The sequence below is a fragment of the Streptomyces sp. NPDC051109 genome (genome assembly GCF_044455885.1).
Lineage (GTDB): Bacteria > Actinomycetota > Actinomycetes > Streptomycetales > Streptomycetaceae > Streptomyces.
On the sequence record NZ_JBITFF010000038.1, the window covers coordinates 22,062 to 38,185 of the forward strand.

Below are 16,124 nucleotides of genomic sequence, written 5' to 3' on the forward strand. Positions count from 1 at the left end.
CAGTCTGCCGGTACCCCGCCCCGCGTCCGAATCGCCCCCGCGGGCCGAGACCCCGTCAGGAAGCGGGTACGGCCGCCGGCGCCGGGGTCCGTGTCGGCGCGGGGGCGGTGGGCCGGGCCGCCGGTGCCTTAGGTGTCGTAGGTGTCGCCGGGGCCGCCGGTGTCCCCGGGGCCGCCGGTGTCGCCGATGCCGGGGTTGGCACCGCGACCGGCGCCGGTCGCGGTGGCGACGGCGGCAGGGCCAGCAGCGAGCCGACCACCAGCGCCTGCGGCTTCGGGCCGATCACCGCCCGGTTCGCCTCGTACAGCGCCTGCCAGCCGCCCTTCACGCCGTACCGCCGGGCGATGTCCTCCAGCGTGTCCCCGGTCCGGACCACGTGCATCCGCCCCGCCAGCCCGTACCGCTTCGAGCACACCGGCCACGCGTCCCACCCCTGGAACCCCACCACGTCCTCCGCCACCCGGATCTGCTGCTCCCGGCTCGCCAGATCGGCCCGCGGCGCGAAGAGCAGCCCCCCGTACTCCTCCCACGTCGGCTGCCAGAACTGCAGTCCCCCGTAGAAGCCGTTGCCGGTGTTGACGGCCCAGCGTCCGCTGCTCTCGCAGTCGGCCACGCAGTCCCAGGGCCACTGCCCGCCGGGACCGCAGTCCCCGGGGCCGGTCCCGATGATCCCGGGCGAGCCGGGGTGGGCCGCCCCCGCGGGCCCGGGCGCGGGGGGCGGCGGGGCCGCGCCGGCCCCCGACGGGAGTGCGAGGACGAGAGCCAGCGCGGCAGCGGCAGCGGCCGCCGAGGCGGCCCGCCGGATCCGGAGGTCGGGCATCGCGCCACGCTACGCAGCCCCGCGGCCCCCGCCCGGCCTTGCCACGCGGCACGTCCCGCGGCGCACCCGGTCGGCGGAGCCGCCACCATCCCCGAAAACGACCAGTTCCGACCATCAACTGCGCACATGCAGAAAAGAGTTGGCACGGAAACAAAGCACCGGTCCGACCGTTCACCCCTCCGGGGGCCTGGTTCGATTCCGTTCCCTCCAACGGCGTGACCCCGGCCGCCGCTCGGCCGTTGAGCCCGGCGAGCCGGGAACCGCCCGGCCGCCCCCGCTCGCCTAGTCCGAGGAGCCAGCCCGTGCCCCGCATGCTCGACGTCAGTGATGAGGTACGTGCCGAGATCGGTGACGAAGAAGCCGAGAGGCTGCTCACCGGCGACGACGCACCGCGCAGCTACGACTGCACCTCCTGCCGCACCCCCGGGGACCCCGAGACCGACCGCACCAGCACGGTGCTGTTCGTCGGCGAGGAGACGGCCGTCCTCGCCTTCGCCCACGCCGGCTGCATCCCCTCGCAGGTGGTGACCGTCTCCGAGGAGCAGCTCCAGGGCGCGGTCCGCAGCATCACCGGCGACAGCCCCGCCGGCGGCGAGTCCCCGCAGAACGTGCCCGGCGGCCAGGCCGTCCTCGGCATCACCAGCGGCCTGATCCTGATCGGCGGCGAGCTGCACCCCGCGCTCGTGGTCGAGCCGACCGCGCCGATCGCCCGCCCCGGCACCACCGGCCCCGGTGACGACTTCCTGCCGCTCCTCATCGAGCAGGGGTTCATCCCGGTCACCGACACCGCCGAGCCGCCCACGCCGCTCGCCGGCTGGTCGGTGCTGCTCGCCGCGGGCCAGCTGCACGCCGTGCTCCAGCCCGGCACCGAGGGCGGCGGCCAGGTCGCCTGGTGGCAGGCGCACCAGGCCCTGTCGGTCACCGACGGCTGGCGGGCCGCCGTCAACAAGACCCAGCGCGTGCTCATCTACGCCGCCCCGGTCGGCTCCATCGGCCAGCAGCCCCGCGAGGACCTGCTCCGCGACGCGCTGGACAAGGCCGCCGCCGCCGGCAAGCTCGTGGCGGCCTCGATGCCGCTGGCGGGCACCTCCGGCGCCTGAACCGCGCCAGCGGCAGGGATCCCGGAACGCCGCGCCGCCCCCGGCAAGGGGGCGGCGCGGTACGCGCCGGGGGTACGCGGTCCATCCCGCGCACCCCCGGCGATCTGCGTTTTTCTGCTTCCGGCCCGCATCCGCAGGGCCTCGGGTTCGTTGGCTGATACGTGCATTCATACGACCCCTCCCGCGCCCCTGCCCACGCGAGCACCGTCTCCCCGATGCGCCCCGCAAGGGACCGGGAGAGTGCTCCGGCCGCCGTCTCGCACACCCCGATCTACGACACGCTGTACTCGGAGTACCTGCGCGCCTTCCGGGCCCTGCCGGGCGACCGTACGGGCGAGGAGGACCTCGGGTTCACGGCGTTCTCGTACGGCACCGCGTACGCGGGCGGCGGGCCGGCGTACAGCGGCGGCGGCAGCTCCGGGTACGGAGGCGGCTCGTACGGGAGCGGCTGGAACGGCACCGCCTGGCAGACGGACCCGTGGCCGGCCTCGTACGCCCCCGCACCCCAGCCCTCGTACGCGTACGCGGGGTCCGCGAGCGGCGGCGAGCACGGCGCCGCCGGCCCCGCGTACGCCAACGGGCGGCAGCACCACACCGGGATGCAGCACATCCCGGCGGCCCTGCCGCCCGCTCCGCGCCGGGGCTACTGACCCCGGACCGACGCTCGCCGCGTACTTCCCCCGGCCCCTGCCTACTTCTTCTTGTACTGCGCGCCGCGCTTCTCGCGCACCCGCACGGAGATGTGGATCGGGGTCCCCTCGAAGCCGAACTCCTCGCGCAGGCGGCGCTCGATGAAGCGCCGGTAGCCGTGCTCCAGGAAGCCGGAGGCGAAGAGGACGAACCGCGGCGGCTTGCTGCCCGCCTGGGTGCCGAACAGGATGCGGGGCTGCTTGCCGCCGCGGATCGGGTGCGGGTGGGCCGCGACGACCTCGCCGAGGAAGGCGTTCAGCCGGCCGGTCGGGACGCGCGTCTCCCAGCCCGCCAGGGCCGTCTCGATCGCCGGGACCAGCTTCTCCATGTGGCGGCCGGTGAGCGCCGAGACGTTCACCCGGGGCGCCCAGGCGACCTGCTGCATCTCGGTCTCGATCTCGCGCTCGAGGTAGTAGCGGCGCTCCTCGTCGAGCTCGTCCCACTTGTTGTACGCGATCACGATCGCGCGCCCGGCCTCGACGGCCATGGTGATGATGCGCTGGTCCTGGACGCTGATCGTCTCGGTGGTGTCGATCAGGATGACCGCGACCTCCGCCTTCTCGACGGCGGCGGCCGTGCGCAGGGAGGCGTAGTAGTCGGCGCCCTGCTGGAGGTGCACCTTCTTGCGGATGCCCGCGGTGTCCACGAACTTCCAGGTGACGCCGCCGAGCTCGATCAGCTCGTCGACCGGGTCGCGGGTGGTGCCGGCCAGCTCGTTGACGACGACCCGGTCCTCCTTCGCGACCTTGTTGAGCAGCGAGGACTTGCCGACGTTCGGACGGCCGATGAGCGCGATGCGCCGGGGGCCGCCCACCGGGGTGCCGCCGAAGGTCTGCTCGGGCGCCTCGGGCAGCGCCTCCAGGACGGCGTCGAGCATGTCGCCCGTACCGCGGCCGTGCAGCGAGGAGACCGGGTGCGGCTGGCCGAGGCCCAGGGACCACAGGGAGGCGGCGTCGGACTCGCCGCTCTGGCCGTCGACCTTGTTCGCACACAGGACGACGGGCTTGCCGGCCCGACGCAGCAGCTTGACGACGGCCTCGTCGCTGTCGGTGGCGCCGACCTTGGCGTCGACGACGAAGACGACCGCGTCGGCCGTCTCGATGGCGTACTCGGCCTGGGCGGCGACGGCGGCGTCGATGCCGAGGACGTCCTGCTCCCAGCCGCCGGTGTCGACGACCTTGAACCGGCGGCCGGCCCACTCCGCCTCGTAGGTGACGCGGTCGCGGGTGACGCCGGGCTTGTCCTCGACGACCGCCTCGCGGCGGCCGATGATGCGGTTCACCAGGGTCGACTTGCCGACGTTCGGGCGGCCTACGACGGCGAGCACGGGCAGCGGCCCGTGGCCCGCCTCCGCGATCGCGCCCTCGACGTCGTCTACGTCGAAGCCTTCCTCCGCGGCGAGCTCCATGAACTCCGCGTACTCGGCATCGCCAAGCGCTCCGTGGTCGTGCTGGTCGTTCATGAAGTCCGTTCCTCGTCGTTCGTGGTGGTCGGTGGTGCCCGCGCAGCGCGGTTCCACTACTAGGTCAAGTCTCGCTCAGCGCCCGGTCAGGCGCTTGGCGTCGGCCAGGTGGGCGGTGAGCCTGCTCTGGATGCGTGCGGTGGCCTCGTCCAGGGCCGTACGGGTACGGCGGCCGGTGCCGTCGCCCGCGTCGAAGGCGGAGCCGAAGACGACGTCGACCCGGCTCTTGAACGGCGGCAGTCCGCGGACCAGCCGCCCTTGGCGCTCGGTGCTGCCGAGCACGGCGACCGGCACGACGGGCGCGCCGCTGCGCACCGCGAAGTACGCGAGCCCGGCGCGCAGCGAGGCGAAGTCGCCCTCGCCCCGGGTGCCCTCGGGGAAGATCCCCAGGGCTCCGCCGTTGTCGAGCACCGCGAGCGCCTTGCCGATCGCGCCCCGGTCCGTGCCCGTACGGTCGACCTTGACCTGGCCGATCCCGTCCAGGAACGGGCCGAGCGGGCCGACGTACGCCTCCTTCTTGATGAGGAAGTGCAGCGGCCGCGGGGCGGTGCCCATGACCATCGGCCCGTCGATGTTGTGCGCGTGGTTCACGGCAAGGATGACAGGCCCCGAGGCGGGCACGCGCCAGGCACCCAGCACGCGCGGCTTCCACAGCCCGTACATGAGGCCGATGCCGATCCGCCGGCCGAGCGCCGCACCCTTGAGGGAGGGCGTTGCGCTCACCTGCCGCGCCGCTCTTCGACCAGGGTCACGACGCACTCGATCACCTGGTCGAGCGTGAGCTCGGTGGTGTCGACCTCGACGGCGTCGTCGGCCTTGGCCAGCGGGGAGGTCTTGCGGCCCGAGTCGGCGGCGTCGCGCTTGATCAGGGCTTCCTTGGTGGCCGCGAGGTCCGTGGCCTCCTTGCCGCGCAGCTCACCGCTGCGGCGCGCGGCGCGGGCCTCGGGGGACGCGGTCAGGAAGATCTTGAGGTCGGCGTCGGGCAGGACGGTGGTTCCGATGTCCCGCCCCTCGACGACGATCCCGCCCTCGGCCGACGCGGCGATGCTGCGCTGGAGCTCGGTGATCAGGGTGCGCACCTCGGGGACGGCGCTGACGGCGCTGACCTTGGAGGTGACCTCCTGGGTGCGGATCGGACCGGAGGCGTCCAGGCCGTCCACCGTGATGGAGGGCGCGGCCGGGTCCGTTCCGGAGACGATGCCGGGCTTGCCGGCGGCCACGGCGATGGCGTGGGGGTCGTCGGTGTCGATCCCGTTGGTGATCATCCACCAGGTGATGGCCCGGTACTGGGCACCGGTGTCCAGGTAGCGCAGCCCGAGCTTGGCGGCCACGGCCTTGGAGGTGCTGGACTTGCCCGTGCCGGAGGGACCGTCGATGGCGACGATCACGGCGGACGGAGCGGCGGTTTCCACGGTGCGGGCACCTTCCTGGTTGCGCGTACGTGTCCGGGCGCGCCAAAGCGCCCCTCTCCAAGGTTACCGGCCCGGGGAACGGGCGCCGCCCAGTACCGGGGAGGAGGGCCGCCGGCTACTGCTGGCGCAGCGCCCAGCCGCGTTCGCGCAGCTCCGCGGTGAGGGCTGCGGCCGCCCTCGGGTCGACCATGAGCTGGACCAGACCGGCCTGCTGGCCGGTGGCGTGCTCGATCCGCACGTCCTCGATGTTGACCCCGGCCCGCCCGGCGTCGGCGAAGATCCGCGCGAGCTCGCCCGGCTGGTCGCTGATCAGCACGGCGACCGTCTCGTACGCCATGGGCGCCGCACCGTGCTTGCCCGGTACCCGGACCCGGCCCGCGTTGCCCCGCTTCAGGACGTCCTCGATGCCGGCCGCGCCGCCGCGCCGCTTCTCGACGTCCGCCGACTGGAGCCCGCGCAGCGCGTCGACCGTGGCCTCCAGGTCGGAGGCGATCCCGGCGAGGACGTCGGCCACGGGGCCGGGGTTCGCCGAGAGGATCTCCACCCACATCCGCGGATCGGAGGCGGCGATCCGCGTCACGTCCCGGATGCCCTGGCCGCACAGCCGCACCGCCGTCTCGTCGGCCTCCTCCAGGCGCGCCGCGACCATGCTGGACACCAGCTGCGGGGTGTGCGAGACCAGCGCCACCGCCCGGTCGTGCGCGTCGGCGTCCATGACCACCGGTACGGCCTTGCACAGGGCCACCAGTTCGAGCGCGAGGTTGAGGACCTCGTGGTCGGTGTCCCGGGTCGGGGTCAGCACCCAGGGCCGGCCCTCGAAGAGGTCGGCGGTCGCGGCGAGCGGGCCCGAGCGCTCCTTGCCGGCCATGGGGTGGGTCCCGATGTACGCCGTGACGTCCACGCCGAGGGCCGCGAGCTCCCGGCGCGGGCCGCCCTTGACGCTGGCCACGTCCACGTACGCCCGGGCCACGCCGCGGCCGATCGCGTCGGCCAGCGAAGCCGCCACGTGGGCCGGCGGTACGGCGACGATCGCGAGGTCGACCTGGCCCTCGGGGGCCTCGTCGGTGCCGGCGCCGAGGGCGGCGGCCGTACGGGCCTGGGCCGGATCGTGGTCGGCGAGGTGGACGGTGATCCCGCGGGCGGTCAGGGCGAGCGCCGCGGAGGTGCCGATCAGTCCGGTTCCGATCACGACGGCGGTTCTCACGGGGGCGCTCCAGGGATGCGGGTGGCGGGGCAACGAACAGCAGGTGACGGTTAACGGCAAGTCAGGGCCAGAGTAGCCAGCGCACGCGCCGAGAGGGCCCGGCAGCCCGTCATGTGGGACGACCACCGGACCCCGGCCGGCGCGGCTCCCGGGTGCACGCGTTCGGCAGACCTTGCGGTAGAACAATCGACATGATCTTCCACATCGTGCCGCTCGCCGACTGGACCGCCGCGCCAGAGCTTCCGTACGCCCCCTCCTCGCTCGACTCGGAGGGCTTCGTGCACTGTTCGGCGGACCGCCCGACCGTGATCGCGATCGCGGACGCGCACTACCGCGACGTGCCGGGGCCGCTGCTGGCCGTCGAGCTCGACGAGCGGGCCCTGACCTCGGAGGTCCGCCGCGAGGGGGAATCGGGCGGCCGCTACCCGCACGTCCACGGCCCGCTGGACCGGGCGGCCGTGGTCCGCCTCTGGGAGCTCGTGCGTACGCCGGGCGGGCCGGCGGAACTGGTCCCGTGGGAGCCGGGCTCCTGAGCCGCGCGGCGCGGGGGCTTCTCCTGGGGCCCCGAAGCCGCCAGGATGCTGCTCGCCATCCCGGAGCGACCCGATCGAGGAGCACCCCATGAGCGACCCCACGCCGACGGCCCGCCGTACGGTACTGGCGGCAGGAGCAGCCGTCGCGCTGGGCGGCGGCACGCTCACCGCGTGCGGCGGCGAGGACGAGAACCCGAAGAGCGAGCCGGGCAGCGCCTCCACCCCTCAGGCGGCGCAGTCCCCCTCGTCCGGGACGGGTGCGGGCAAGGCCCTGCTGAAGTCCTCTGCCGTACCGGTGGGCGGCGGCACGATCCTCAAGGAGGAGAAGCTGGTCGTCACCCAGCCCACGGCCGGGTCCTTCCGCTGCTTCACGGCGGTGTGCACGCACCAGGGCTGCATCGTGAACAAGGTGGAGGCAGGAACCATCGACTGCCCCTGCCACGGCAGCAAGTTCGAGATCACGGACGGCGCCGTGGCCCACGGCCCGGCCACCCGCCCCCTGGCTGAGAAGAAGATCACGGTGGCCCCGGACGGCAATATCTCGCTCGCGTAGCGCGGCCGCGCCCGCCTACGCTCCCCGGATGAACGAGCCGACGACGCCCGCGGAAGCCCTGAACCTCACCCTGGTACGCGACCACACGATCTACGCGTGCGTGATGGGCTCCCGGGCGTTCGGCCTGGCGACGGAGGCGAGCGACACCGACCGGCGCGGCGTCTACCTCGCCCCGACGCCTCTCTTCTGGCGCTTCGAGAAGCCGCCGACGCATGTGGAGGGCCCGCGGGAGGAGGAGTTCTCCTGGGAGCTGGAGCGCTTCTGCGAACTCGCCCTGCGCGCCAACCCGAACATCCTGGAGTGCCTGCACTCCCCGCTGGTGGAACGGCTGACCCCGGTGGGCGAGGAACTCCTCTCCCTCCGGGAGGCGTTCCTCTCCCGCCGGGCCCACACCACGTTCACCCGGTACGCGGCGTCCCAGCACGCCAAACTCGTCGCGGACGTCCGCGTCCACGGCGCCCCGCGCTGGAAGCACGCCATGCACCTGCTGCGCCTGCTCCTGTCGTGCCGCGACCTCCTGCGCACGGGCCGCCTGGCGATCGACGCCACCGAGCACCGCGACCGCCTCCTGGCGGTCAAACGCGGCGAACTCACCTGGCCCGAGGTCGACACGTGGATGACCCGCCTGACGATGCAATCGGAAACGGCCCTGGCCACCACCCCACTGCCCCCGGAACCCGACCTGGCCCGAGTGGAGGACTTCCTCCTCCGCAGCCGCCGGATGTCAGCCGTCTGACGAGGTCGTCGAGCGCGTCGTACGCCGACACCTGCGTCGGCAGTGCGGAGGCGGCCTGCGCCGCCTCCAGGACAGCGTGCAACGCCTCGAAGTCCTATTGGACGCGGGATCCGTCCGTGCCAGGCGGCCGGGCCGTGCTCGGCCGCGACCTTGGCCTCGATCAGGTCGGCCGGGTCAGTGCATCCAGCATGGATCAAGCATCCCAGAGGGCGCCGAAGGCCAGGAGTTCGTCCCGGTACTCGATGCGGGACTCCCAGTCGCCGGGCCAGACGTCCGGGCCCAGGTGGGCGCCGGCGAAGGCGCCGGCCAGGCAGGCGATCGAGTCCGAGTCGCCCCTCGTGCAGGCTGCGCGGCGCAGGGCCGTCAGGGGGGCATCCGGGAAGAGGAGGAAGCACTGGAGGGCCGTGGCCAGGGCCTCTTCCGCGACCCAGCCGTCGCCCGTCGTCAGGCACGGGTCCGTTTCCGGGGACGGGGTCCGCAGGGCCGCCGTCAGGCGGTCCAGGACCGACAGGCATTCGTCCCAGCCACGGGCGATGAAGGACTCCGGCGTCGCGTCCGACGCCGTGCGCATCCACAAGTCGCCCAGCCAGCGCTCGTGGTAGTGCGTGCGGTTGTCCAGGGCGTACGAGCGGAGTTGGCCGACCAGGCCCGTCACCTCGGTGCCCTGCGCGAGGAGGTGCACCGCCCGGGCCGTGAGGTCCGAGGCGGCCAGGGCCGTGGGGTGGCCGTGGGTCAGGGCCGACTGGAGCTGGGCCGCGCCGGCGCGCTCCTCCTCCGTCCAGCCGGGCACCAGGCCCACCGGGACCACCCGCATGTTCGCCCCGCAGCCCTTCGAGGCGATCTGGCTCGCGTCCCGCCAGTCCCGGTCCGGGGAATCCAGCAGTCGGCACGCGCGCAGGCAGGTGTTGCCCGGGGCGCGGTTGTTCTCCGGGGAGTGGTACCAGTCCACGAACTCCTCCCGGACCGGGCGGGCCAGGCGCAGCGGGCCCACCCTGCCGCGGTCCATCGCCGTCCGTATGCCGCGGGCCAGGGCCAGCGTCATCTGGGTGTCGTCCGTGACGATCGCCGGGCTCGGCAGCCGCATCTCGCGCCACGGACCGGTCTTCGCCAGGATCGACGGGACGTCGTTGAACTCCGTCGGGAAGCCCAGCGCATCTCCGAGGGCGAGGCCGATCAGGGCCCCCGTCGCCGGCCGCTTCTTCGAAGTCGGGGTCAGACTCATTTCCGGTGTCCTTCCGTGGGGCGGAGCAGCGGCGGGTGCAAGGCGGTCGCCGGGCCCGCCCGGTACAGCGCGGCCGGTTTGCCGCGGCCTCCGGTCAGCCGGGCGGCTCCCGGCACGGCCTCGACGAAGCCGGGCGTCGCCAGGACCTTGCGGCGGAAATTGGGGCGGTCCAGGGCGGTGCCCCAGACGGTCTCGTAGACGGCCTGGAGCTCCCCGAGCGTGAATTCGGGCGGGCAGAACCCCGTGGCCAGGCAGGTGTACTCGAGCTTCGCGCCGACCCGGGACCGGGCGTCCGCAAGGATCAGCGCGTGGTCGAATGCCAGGTCCTCCGCAGTCTCTCCGGCCTCCCCGGCCTCCCCGGCCTCCCCCACCGGCACCCAGCGCGCCCGGTCCGCGTCGCCGCCGCCGTGCGCCGCCGGCTCCGGCATGTCCGGGACCAGGGCGGTGAAGGCCACCGAGACGACCCGCATCCGGGGATCGCGGTCCGGTTCGCTGTACGTGCGCAGCTGCTCCAGGTGGAGCGCGGCGACGACCGCCTCCGACAGGCCGGTCTCCTCGGCCAGTTCCCGGCGGGCCGCCGTCTCCGCGGACTCCCTGGGCAGCAGGAAGCCGCCGGGCAGCGCCCAGGCTCCCGCGTACGGTTCCTGGCCCCGCCGGATCAGCAGGACGTGGAGCGACCCGCCCCGTACGGTGAACACCGCCAGGTCGACCGTCACCGCGAAGGGTTCGAACGCGTGCGGGTCGTAGGCCGTCGTCATCGGTTCTCCGGCAGCGGGTCCGCGAAGTGCCGGCCCTCGGCCAGCAGTTCGTCGACCGCCGCGACGGCCTGCGCCAGCCGCTCCTCGCGGTCCCCGCGCACGATCAGGAAACGCCTGCCGGTGCGCGCGAGTTCCTCGCGGAAGCGGTCCGTCATCCACGGCCTCAGGTGCTCGCCGTCGCGCAGCCCGTCGTCCTCGAAGGGCACGTCCGCATGGTCCGTGAGGAGGTACAGGTCCCGGGGCGTCAGGGCGGCGATCTTCTCGACCTCCTCGTTCCGCCCTCCCGTGTACCGCTCGTGCCAGATGCCGGTCGCGAAGGAGTCGGTGTCGCAGATCAGCACCGGCGAACCCGACCGCGCCGCCCGCTCCTCCTCCGCGTCCTGGCGCCGCGCGATCACCGCGAACTCCTCCGACTGGAAGGACACGTCCTCCCAGGTGGCCGCCGGGTCCGCCGCCCGCGCCGCCGCCAGCTTCTCCTCGCTGTACGTGCGCCCGTACTCCGCGACCCAGCCCGTCCCGGCCCAGACCCCGCCGCGCGCCCGGTAGTGCGCCGCGAGCGCCAGCGACAGGGTGGTCGTACCGGTCGACTCGGCGCCGAGTACGACGATCCGCCGGGCCAGGGCGGCCCGTACGCCCGGCCCCAGGAACTCCCAGTTCCCGACCGGGTCCGCCCGTACCGCCGTACCGGAGACGGGGAAGCGGGTACGCCCCGGGTCCACGCAGACCTCCTCGGCCCCGAACCGCCGGGCGAGCTCCGTCCCGTACTCCTCCGAAGTGAAGACGCCGTCGACGCGCCCCGGCACCGCGGCCCGGAAGACCGCCATATGCGCCTCCCAGACGGCCGGGTCGTGCAGGTCGACCGGGATGTCGTCGACCGCGCCGACGACATCCGCTCCCGGGTGCGCCTCGCGCATCCACGCCACCCGGTCGGCGAGCGGCACCGACTCCACCGAGGCCGCGCACACCAGCACGGTCAGCCGCTCGCACTGCTCCTCGGCGGTGCGCACGAGGTGGTGGTGCCCGGCGTGCGGCGGGTAGAACTTGCCGAGGACCAGCCCGTGGGCGTACCGCCTCATGCCGTCGCCCCCGCCGCCGTACGGGCGGGCCGCGCGGGCAGCGCCCGCCGCCAGCCGAGCAGGCCGACCACGCAGAGCGCGAGGAACCCGGCGTACAGGACCGAGGTCAGGTAGAGCCCCTTGTACGCGTAGAGCGGGATGTAGACGAGGTCGGCGGCGATCCACAGCCACCACGACTCGACGAGCTTGCGGCACTGGCCGTACGTGGCCATGAGCGAGAGCCCGGTGGTCAGCGCGTCCCAGAACGGGACGGTGGAGTCGGAGACCCGGCTCAGCAGGAGCGTGAGCCCGAGCACCCCCACCGCCCCCGCCGCGGCCAGCACGGCCCATTCGGTGCGCGTGGTGCGGCGCACCGGCAGGGCCTCGGCGGTTCCTGGTCCACCCCCGTGGGTCCAGGACCACCAGCCGTACGCGGCGAGGGCGATGAAGACGATCTGGAGCCCGGCGTCGGCGTACAGGCCGGACTGGGCGAAGAGCACGATGAAGAAGATGTTGTTCGCGATGCCGATGGGCCAGTTCGCGACGTGCTGCCGGGCGACGAGCCAGACGCACAGGGCCCCGGTGGCGAAGCCCAGGATTTCGGTCCAGCCCATGACGGCCGCCCCCCTCGTTCTTTAATAGTCAAGTTGACTATAAACAGGAGGGCGGGTCCCTGACAAGCGAAAAGCCCGCAGTGCCACGGGGGCACTGCGGGCTTTCGCCTCTCGGGCGCGCAGGGGCTACAGACCGACCTCGCGCATGAGCATGCCGACCTCGGTGTTGGTCAGGCGGCGCAGCCAGCCGGACTTCTGGTCGCCCAGCTCGATCGGGCCGAAGGAGGTCCGGACGAGCTTGTCGACGGGGAAGCCCGCCTCGGCCAGCATGCGGCGGACGATGTGCTTGCGGCCCTCGTGGAGGGTCACCTCGACCATGTAGTTCTTGCCGACCTGGTCCAGGACGCGGAAGTTGTCGGCGCGGGCGTACCCGTCCTCCAGCTCGATGCCGTCCTTGAGCCGCTTGCCGATGTCGCGCGGCAGCGAGCCGGTGATGGCCGCGACGTACGTCTTCTTCACGCCGTACTTCGGGTGCGTGAGGCGGTGGGCCAGCTCGCCGTGGTTGGTGAGCAGGATGATGCCCTCCGTCTCCGTGTCGAGCCGGCCGACGTGGAAGAGCCGGGTCTCACGGTTGGTGACGTAGTCCCCGAGGCACTGGCGGCCGTCCGGGTCCTCCATCGTGGAGACGACACCGGCGGGCTTGTTCAGCGCGAAGAACAGGTACGACTGGGTGGCGACGGTCAGGCCGTCCACCTTGATCTCGTCCTTCGGCTGGACGCGCTTGCCCTGCTCCAGCACGATCTCGCCGTTGACCTCGACGCGGGCCTGCTCGATGAGCTCCTCGCACGCGCGGCGCGAGCCCATGCCGGCACGGGCGAGCACCTTCTGCAGGCGCTCGCCTTCCTGCTCGGCGCCCGGGAAGGTCTTCGGGGTCTTGATCACGGGCTTGTCGGCGTACCGGTCGCGCACGCGCTCCTCGATCCGCGCGTCCAGCTCGCGGGGGCGGGACTGGCCGCTGCGGCTGCCGGGGCCGCGGCGCGGGCCGCCGGCTCCGCCGATGCCGGGGGTCTTGGAGGTGCGGGGACCGCCCTTGGCGCCGCCGCGCGCCGCGTCACCGCGGGCACCGCCACGGTTGCCGTCGCCCGCGCCGCGGGCACCGCCGCCGCCGGCCTTGGCGCCGCCGCGGCTGCGCTCGCCCTCGGGGCCGACGTCGTAGCGGCGCTCCTCGGGGCGGGGGTTGCGGGGCCGCTGCGGGGCCTGGTCGCGGTCCCGGTCGCGCGGGGCGCCCGAGCCGGAGCCGCCGCCGTAGCCGCCACCGCCGTAGCCGCCGCCGCGGTAGCCACCGCCGCCGGAGCCGCCGCGCTGGCCGCCCCCACCGCTGGAGCTGCCGCCGCGGTAGCCACCGCCGCCGGAGGAGGAGCCGCCGCGGGTGTTACCGCGCCCGCCACCACCGCCGCCGCTGTTCCTGTTGCCGCCACCGTTGCCGTTGCCGCTGCTTCGCATCAAAGTTCCGTCGTCTTGTCGTCTTCATCGGTATCCGGTGCATCCGGATCGAACGACGGAACACCCTCTTGCGTATCGGCTTCGATCGCGTCCGCCTCGGGGAGGAAGGGCGCGAGCTCCGGGAGCTCGTCCAGGCCGCGCAGGCCCATCCGCTCCAGAAAGTAGTTCGTCGTCCTGTACAGGATCGCACCTGTTTCGGGTTCCGTGCCCGCCTCGGCCACCAGACCCCGCTGGAGCAGGGTCCGCATGACCCCGTCGCAGTTCACTCCGCGGACCGCCGAGACCCGCGAACGGCTCACCGGCTGGCGGTACGCGACCACCGCCAGGGTCTCCAGGGCCGCCTGGGTCAGCCGGGCCTGCTGGCCGTCCAGTACGAAGCGCTCGACGGCGTTCGAGTACTCCGCCCGGCTGTAGAACCGCCAGCCGCCGGCGACCGGCCGCAGCTCGAAGCCGCGCCCCTGGACGGTGTACTCGTCCGCCAGCTCGCGCAGGGCGTCCGCGACCTCGCGCGGGGTGCGGTCCAGCACCTTGGCGAGGTGCGCCTCGGTCGCCGGCTCGTCCACGACCATGAGGACGGCCTCCAGGGCGGGCTTCAGCGCGGGCCCGGCCACGTCGCTCATTCCTTGACCTCCACGATCCGGTCGAATTCGTCGGTGACGGTCGGCATCCCGTCGCCGTCCCCGCCGCACCAGCGGACGGTGAGCTTCCGCAGGGCCTCCTCCTGGTCGAGGACCACCGCCCTCTCCCGGTAAAGCTCCAGGAGGGCCAGGAAGCGCGCGACGACGGTGAGGGTGTCGTCGGCGTCCTCGGTCAGCTCCTGGAAGGTTGCCTCGCCGCGCACCTTGAGCAGCGCGACCACCACCGCGGCCTGCTCCCGCACGCTGACGAGCGGGGCGTGGATGTGGTCCACGTAGACCTGCGGCTTGGCCTTGGGCTGCATGGCCTTGACCGCCAGCCGGGCGAATCCCTCGGCGCCGATGCTGATGACGACTTCGGGGAGGAGCTCGGCGTGGTGGTCCTCAAGGCCGACGGTACGGGGGTAGCGGCGGCCCTCGGCCTCGGCCCGCTGCTCGAAGATCTCGGCGATCCGTTTGTACGCGCGGTACTGGAGCAGCCGGGCGAAGAGCAGGTCGCGGGCCTCGAGCAGGGCGAGGTCGGCCTCGTCCTCGACCTCGGCGGCGGGCAGCAGGCGGGCGGCCTTCAGATCGAGGAGGGTGGCGGCGACCACGAGGAACTCGGTGGTCTGGTCGAGGTCCCAGTCGGGGCCCATGGCGCGGATGTGCGCCATGAACTCGTCGGTGACCTTGGACAGGGCCACCTCGGTGACGTCGAGCTTGTGCCGCGAGATCAACTGGAGCAGCAGGTCGAAGGGCCCCTCGAAGTTGGCCAGCCGCAGCGTGAACCGCCCGCCGGCTTCGGGACCGCCTTGGGCGGGGTCGATTGCGGCGGGACCCACTTCGCCGGGACCGACTTCGGACACCCCAGCTGCCACAGGAGCCTCGGGGGGCTCCTCCACGCTCTCCTGGCCGGCCTCGGTTCCCACCATGGCCACCGGGTCATCCGGGGCGGTCGTACGGGGCTCAGCGAGCGCGTCAGCGGCCGCGGGGGGCCGATCGGGGTCCCCGCCCGGTCCGCCCGCCACAGGCCCCTCAGGGGGCACGTGAGCCTCTCGGGGCGCGGACTCGGCCCGTGCGCCGGGTCCGCGCCCCAGACTGCGGCGGGCGGGGCGGCCGGGATCTGCGGGAAGGGGCATCAGGGTCCAAGGCGGTACGGAAGGGGTGTCGGTCGGCCGGGGCCACCCCCAAGGCTGCCACGCCCCACCCAGCTCCCTCCCCCGGACCCGCCCGGGGAAGGAAAGCCCCGGGACGGGCGGGGCAGGTCGACGGGGGGAGGCGGGGGGCGGCGGCCGGGGCGGAGCCGGGAGGTCGACCGGCGGAGGCGGGGGCGGCAGCGGCCGGGCGGAGCCGGGACGTCGACCGGCGGAGGCGGGGGCGGCAGCGGCCGGGCGGGGCCGGGACGTCGACGGGGGGAGACGCGGGGGCAGCAGCCGGGGCGGGGCCGGACGTCGACCGACGGAGCCGAGGCGGCAGCCACCGGGGGGCGGGACGTCGACCGACGGAGCCGGGGCGGCAGCCACCGGGGGGCCGGGACGTCGACCGACGGGGCCGGGGCAGCAGCCCCCGGGGGGAGGTTCGAGGGCAATCGGCGGGGCAGTGGGCAGGAGCCGTCGGAGCGGGAGCTTGAAATCCCCGCCGGGGTGCGGTGGAGGCAGGCCCGATGGCCCGCCCTCCCCGCCTTCCGACCGCTCGTCACGGGCCCGCCTGCCGCCTGTGCCACCGGTCACCACGGGTACGAGGGTCTACCGGCCCGAAATCCCCGCGAGGTCGGCACCAGCCACCGTCACACCACGGGTATGAGCGTCCACCGGGCCCGAAATCCCCGCGAGGTCGGCACCAGCCACCGTCACACCACGGGTATGAGCGTCCACCGGGCCCGAAATCCCCGCGAGGTCGGCACCAGCC

General features: G+C 73.7%; 17 protein-coding genes. 5 read left to right on the forward strand and 12 right to left on the reverse strand.

Going from position 1 to position 16,124, the window contains the following annotated elements; genetic code table 11:
* Positions 1 to 55 precede the first annotated feature (55 nt).
* Positions 56 to 820 (reverse strand): transglycosylase family protein, encoded by a 765-nt coding sequence (locus ACIBAD_RS35890; protein WP_398911151.1) that lies wholly within the window; start codon positions 818 to 820, stop codon positions 56 to 58.
* 302 nt (positions 821 to 1,122) lie between these two features.
* Here ACIBAD_RS35890 and ACIBAD_RS35895 point away from each other — a divergent pair, with 302 nt between their 5' ends.
* Both ACIBAD_RS35895 and ACIBAD_RS35900 read left to right on the forward strand, forming a co-directional pair.
* Positions 1,123 to 1,920 (forward strand): hypothetical protein, encoded by a 798-nt coding sequence (locus ACIBAD_RS35895; RefSeq protein ID WP_134074838.1) that lies wholly within the window; start codon positions 1,123 to 1,125, stop codon positions 1,918 to 1,920.
* A 215-nt stretch (positions 1,921 to 2,135) separates the two neighbouring features.
* Positions 2,136 to 2,570, forward strand: a complete 435-nt coding sequence (locus ACIBAD_RS35900) for a hypothetical protein (RefSeq protein ID WP_398911153.1) — start codon at positions 2,136 to 2,138, stop codon at positions 2,568 to 2,570.
* A gap of 41 nt (positions 2,571 to 2,611) precedes the next feature.
* On the opposite strand, the gene der is transcribed toward ACIBAD_RS35900, so the two are convergent.
* From der to ACIBAD_RS35920, 4 genes are all read right to left on the reverse strand, one after another.
* On the reverse strand, positions 2,612 to 4,072 hold the full coding sequence (gene der, locus ACIBAD_RS35905) for a ribosome biogenesis GTPase Der (RefSeq protein WP_134074840.1): 1,461 nt from the start codon (positions 4,070 to 4,072) through the stop codon (positions 2,612 to 2,614).
* Between the two features lie 75 nt (positions 4,073 to 4,147).
* Positions 4,148 to 4,735: a lysophospholipid acyltransferase family protein gene (locus ACIBAD_RS35910; protein WP_398911175.1), complete on the reverse strand. Its 588-nt coding sequence runs from the start codon at positions 4,733 to 4,735 to the stop codon at positions 4,148 to 4,150.
* Positions 4,736 to 4,791: 56 nt separating this feature from the next.
* Positions 4,792 to 5,484, reverse strand: a complete 693-nt coding sequence (gene cmk / locus ACIBAD_RS35915) for a (d)CMP kinase (protein WP_134074842.1) — start codon at positions 5,482 to 5,484, stop codon at positions 4,792 to 4,794.
* Between the two features lie 115 nt (positions 5,485 to 5,599).
* Positions 5,600 to 6,688 carry a prephenate dehydrogenase gene (locus ACIBAD_RS35920; protein ID WP_398911156.1) on the reverse strand — a complete coding sequence of 363 codons (1,089 nt, stop codon included), beginning with the start codon at positions 6,686 to 6,688 and terminating at the stop codon, positions 5,600 to 5,602.
* A 191-nt stretch (positions 6,689 to 6,879) separates the two neighbouring features.
* Between ACIBAD_RS35920 and ACIBAD_RS35925 the strand changes: the two genes are divergently transcribed.
* The 3 genes from ACIBAD_RS35925 to ACIBAD_RS35935 all read left to right on the forward strand — a co-directional run bounded on the left by ACIBAD_RS35925 (position 6,880) and on the right by ACIBAD_RS35935 (position 8,510).
* On the forward strand, positions 6,880 to 7,221 hold the full coding sequence (locus tag ACIBAD_RS35925) for a DUF952 domain-containing protein (RefSeq protein WP_134074843.1): 342 nt from the start codon (positions 6,880 to 6,882) through the stop codon (positions 7,219 to 7,221).
* A gap of 88 nt (positions 7,222 to 7,309) precedes the next feature.
* Entirely contained in the window at positions 7,310 to 7,774 is a 465-nt protein-coding gene (locus ACIBAD_RS35930; RefSeq protein ID WP_398911157.1) for a Rieske (2Fe-2S) protein, read from the forward strand.
* A gap of 28 nt (positions 7,775 to 7,802) precedes the next feature.
* Positions 7,803 to 8,510 carry a DNA polymerase beta superfamily protein gene (locus ACIBAD_RS35935; RefSeq protein ID WP_398911158.1) on the forward strand — a complete coding sequence of 236 codons (708 nt, stop codon included), beginning with the start codon at positions 7,803 to 7,805 and terminating at the stop codon, positions 8,508 to 8,510.
* Between the two features lie 193 nt (positions 8,511 to 8,703).
* On the opposite strand, the gene ACIBAD_RS35940 is transcribed toward ACIBAD_RS35935, so the two are convergent.
* The 7 genes from ACIBAD_RS35940 to ACIBAD_RS35970 form a co-directional block, all read right to left on the reverse strand.
* Complete coding sequence (locus ACIBAD_RS35940) at positions 8,704 to 9,732, reverse strand: ADP-ribosylglycohydrolase family protein (RefSeq protein WP_166682150.1); 1,029 nt, start codon at positions 9,730 to 9,732, stop codon at positions 8,704 to 8,706.
* Positions 9,729 to 10,490: an NUDIX hydrolase gene (locus tag ACIBAD_RS35945; protein ID WP_398911160.1), complete on the reverse strand. Its 762-nt coding sequence runs from the start codon at positions 10,488 to 10,490 to the stop codon at positions 9,729 to 9,731. Before ACIBAD_RS35945 ends, ACIBAD_RS35940 begins: the two co-directional genes overlap by 4 nt.
* A complete protein-coding gene (locus ACIBAD_RS35950; RefSeq protein ID WP_398911162.1) occupies positions 10,487 to 11,566 on the reverse strand; it encodes an AAA family ATPase in 1,080 nt (359 codons plus the stop codon). Before ACIBAD_RS35950 ends, ACIBAD_RS35945 begins: the two co-directional genes overlap by 4 nt.
* Positions 11,563 to 12,159 carry a nicotinamide riboside transporter PnuC gene (pnuC, locus tag ACIBAD_RS35955; protein ID WP_398911164.1) on the reverse strand — a complete coding sequence of 199 codons (597 nt, stop codon included), beginning with the start codon at positions 12,157 to 12,159 and terminating at the stop codon, positions 11,563 to 11,565. Before pnuC ends, ACIBAD_RS35950 begins: the two co-directional genes overlap by 4 nt.
* A 126-nt stretch (positions 12,160 to 12,285) precedes the next feature.
* Positions 12,286 to 13,602 carry a pseudouridine synthase gene (locus tag ACIBAD_RS35960; RefSeq protein WP_398911166.1) on the reverse strand — a complete coding sequence of 439 codons (1,317 nt, stop codon included), beginning with the start codon at positions 13,600 to 13,602 and terminating at the stop codon, positions 12,286 to 12,288.
* On the reverse strand, positions 13,602 to 14,222 hold the full coding sequence (scpB, locus tag ACIBAD_RS35965; RefSeq protein WP_398911169.1) for an SMC-Scp complex subunit ScpB: 621 nt from the start codon (positions 14,220 to 14,222) through the stop codon (positions 13,602 to 13,604). The genes ACIBAD_RS35960 and scpB overlap by 1 nt, the downstream gene beginning before the upstream one ends.
* Positions 14,219 to 15,355, reverse strand: a complete 1,137-nt coding sequence (locus ACIBAD_RS35970) for a segregation/condensation protein A (protein ID WP_398911171.1) — start codon at positions 15,353 to 15,355, stop codon at positions 14,219 to 14,221. Before ACIBAD_RS35970 ends, scpB begins: the two co-directional genes overlap by 4 nt.
* Positions 15,356 to 16,124 lie beyond the last annotated feature (769 nt).

Coding starts and splice junctions, on each gene's coding strand:
- ACIBAD_RS35890 (WP_398911151.1), bottom strand. CDS start 820: ATGCCCGACCTCCGGATCCGGCGGGCCGCCTCGGCGGCCGCTGCCGCT.
- ACIBAD_RS35900 (WP_398911153.1), top strand. CDS start 2,136: ATGCGCCCCGCAAGGGACCGGGAGAGTGCTCCGGCCGCCGTCTCGCAC.
- der (WP_134074840.1), bottom strand. CDS start 4,072: ATGAACGACCAGCACGACCACGGAGCGCTTGGCGATGCCGAGTACGCG.
- ACIBAD_RS35910 (WP_398911175.1), bottom strand. CDS start 4,735: ATGTACGGGCTGTGGAAGCCGCGCGTGCTGGGTGCCTGGCGCGTGCCC.
- ACIBAD_RS35925 (WP_134074843.1), top strand. CDS start 6,880: ATGATCTTCCACATCGTGCCGCTCGCCGACTGGACCGCCGCGCCAGAG.
- ACIBAD_RS35930 (WP_398911157.1), top strand. CDS start 7,310: ATGAGCGACCCCACGCCGACGGCCCGCCGTACGGTACTGGCGGCAGGA.
- ACIBAD_RS35935 (WP_398911158.1), top strand. CDS start 7,803: ATGAACGAGCCGACGACGCCCGCGGAAGCCCTGAACCTCACCCTGGTA.
- ACIBAD_RS35940 (WP_166682150.1), bottom strand. CDS start 9,732: ATGAGTCTGACCCCGACTTCGAAGAAGCGGCCGGCGACGGGGGCCCTG.
- ACIBAD_RS35945 (WP_398911160.1), bottom strand. CDS start 10,490: ATGACGACGGCCTACGACCCGCACGCGTTCGAACCCTTCGCGGTGACG.
- ACIBAD_RS35950 (WP_398911162.1), bottom strand. CDS start 11,566: ATGAGGCGGTACGCCCACGGGCTGGTCCTCGGCAAGTTCTACCCGCCG.
- pnuC (WP_398911164.1), bottom strand. CDS start 12,159: ATGGGCTGGACCGAAATCCTGGGCTTCGCCACCGGGGCCCTGTGCGTC.
- ACIBAD_RS35960 (WP_398911166.1), bottom strand. CDS start 13,602: ATGCGAAGCAGCGGCAACGGCAACGGTGGCGGCAACAGGAACAGCGGC.
- scpB (WP_398911169.1), bottom strand. CDS start 14,222: ATGAGCGACGTGGCCGGGCCCGCGCTGAAGCCCGCCCTGGAGGCCGTC.
- ACIBAD_RS35970 (WP_398911171.1), bottom strand. CDS start 15,355: ATGCCCCTTCCCGCAGATCCCGGCCGCCCCGCCCGCCGCAGTCTGGGG.